Origin of the sequence: Acinetobacter sp. TY1, from assembly GCF_048551395.1 — a bacterium.
Taxonomy (GTDB): Bacteria; Pseudomonadota; Gammaproteobacteria; order Pseudomonadales; family Moraxellaceae; genus Acinetobacter.
On sequence record NZ_JBLYZK010000068.1, the window covers coordinates 1 to 1568 of the forward strand.

The 1568-nt window shown below is 41.5% G+C and carries 2 protein-coding genes and 1 pseudogene; all 3 read right to left on the reverse strand.

Annotated elements, in window-relative coordinates; genetic code table 11:
* Positions 1-77, reverse strand: a pseudogene (locus tag ACK2M2_RS16360) (hypothetical protein); the annotation flags it as partial.
* Positions 78-214: 137 nt separating this feature from the next.
* The gene (locus tag ACK2M2_RS16365; RefSeq protein WP_409512968.1) at positions 215-868 is read right to left on the reverse strand and encodes a 3-oxoacid CoA-transferase subunit B; all 654 of its coding nucleotides are present in this window, start codon (positions 866-868) and stop codon (positions 215-217) included.
* 24 nt (positions 869-892) lie between these two features.
* Complete coding sequence (locus tag ACK2M2_RS16370) at positions 893-1564, reverse strand: 3-oxoacid CoA-transferase subunit A (RefSeq protein ID WP_419349907.1); 672 nt, start codon at positions 1562-1564, stop codon at positions 893-895.
* Between the last annotated feature and the right edge of the window lie 4 nt (positions 1565-1568).

Sequence of the window (1568 nt, forward strand, 5' to 3'; positions counted from 1 at the left end):
GTACGTAAAGTGGATAAACCACCTGCGTATCGACCAAATGGGGTACGGATGGCATCAATAATATAGGCATTTTTCATTTTTAAATCCTAAAAGAAAGCTCCTCCCTTTTTTAAAGGGTGAGCAGTGTTACTGCGCAAGGAGGGATTTAAGGGAACTAAAACCAATGGTTTAATCCTCCCTAAGTCCCTCCTTTAAAAAAGAGGTGTTAGGGGCATTACTTTTGGGTTGCATCAATCAATTTTGCACCTGTCATTGACTGCAATTCATCAAAAGATAAGCCTTCAACTTTTTCAATCACTTTCATGCCTTCCACCGTCACATCAATCACACATAAATCTGTGTAAATACGATCGACACATTTCAAACCTGTGGCAGGATAATCAAGGGTTGCAACGATTTTAGGCTCGCCTTTTTTGGTGACATGATCTGTGGTAATAAACACTTTTTTGGCACCAACCGCTAAGTCCATCGCACCGCCTACCGCAGGAATTGCATCAGGTGCACCTGTATGCCAATTCGCTAAGTCACCATTTTCAGCCACTTGGAATGCACCTAAAACGGCAATATCTAAATGACCACCGCGCATCATGGCAAATGAATCGCCATGATGGAAATAAGCACCACCATCAAGTAAAGTGACAAATTCTTTACCTGCGTTAATAAGTTCAGGATCACGATCTTCTTCAGCAGGTGGTGGGCCAAAGGCTAATAAACCATTTTCAGAATGAAGAAATACGTCTTTGTCACTTGGTAAATAGCTTGAAATCTTGGTTGGTAAACCAATACCTAAGTTGACATAAGCACCATCAGGAATATCTTGTGCAACACGTTCAGCAATTTGGTCACGGCTTAGTTTGGTGTAGCTCATTTTTTAAATCTCCGAATCCAATAGTTACTGTGCAGGCTGAACTTGTACAACGTGCTGTACAAAAATGCCTGCGGTGATGATATGCTCAGGATCTAAAGCCCCAAGCTCAACTATTTCAGAGACTTGTGCGATAGTGACATCAGCCGCCATTGCCATGATTGGACCAAAGTTACGTGCCGATTTACGATAAATAAGGTTTCCCCAACGGTCGCCTTGGTGTGCTTTTATGAGTGCAAAGTCAGCTTTAATTGGATTTTCGAGGACGAAGTCTTTGCCTTCGTAATTCAGTGTTGGTTTGCCTTCAGCAAGTAAAGTTCCAAAACCTGTTGGGGTATAGATTGGACCAAGTCCCATGCCTGCAGCTTGAATACGACACGCCAAGTTGCCTTGTGGAACCAGTTCTAATTCAATTTTACCAGCGCGGTAAATTTCATCAAAAATATAAGAATCTGATTGACGAGGGAAAGAACAAATAATTTTACGTACAGCACCCGTTTTAAGTAGTTTAGCCAAGCCATAATCGCCATTGCCTGCGTTATTATTAACAATGACAAGATCTTTAATGCCAAGCTCAATTAAACCATCAATCAGTTCAGCAGGCTGTCCAGCTGTACCAAAACCGCCAATCATGATGGTTGAGCCATCTTTAATTTGGGAAAGTGCTTCTGTTAATGAAGCGGTACTTTTATCAATCATTATG

What these genes read in the sequence shown, in the direction of transcription:
- ACK2M2_RS16365 (WP_409512968.1), bottom strand. Translation starts at nt 868, where the DNA reads ATGAGCTACACCAAACTAAGCCGTGACCAAATTGCTGAACGTGTTGCA.
- ACK2M2_RS16370 (WP_419349907.1), bottom strand. Translation starts at nt 1,564, where the DNA reads ATGATTGATAAAAGTACCGCTTCATTAACAGAAGCACTTTCCCAAATT.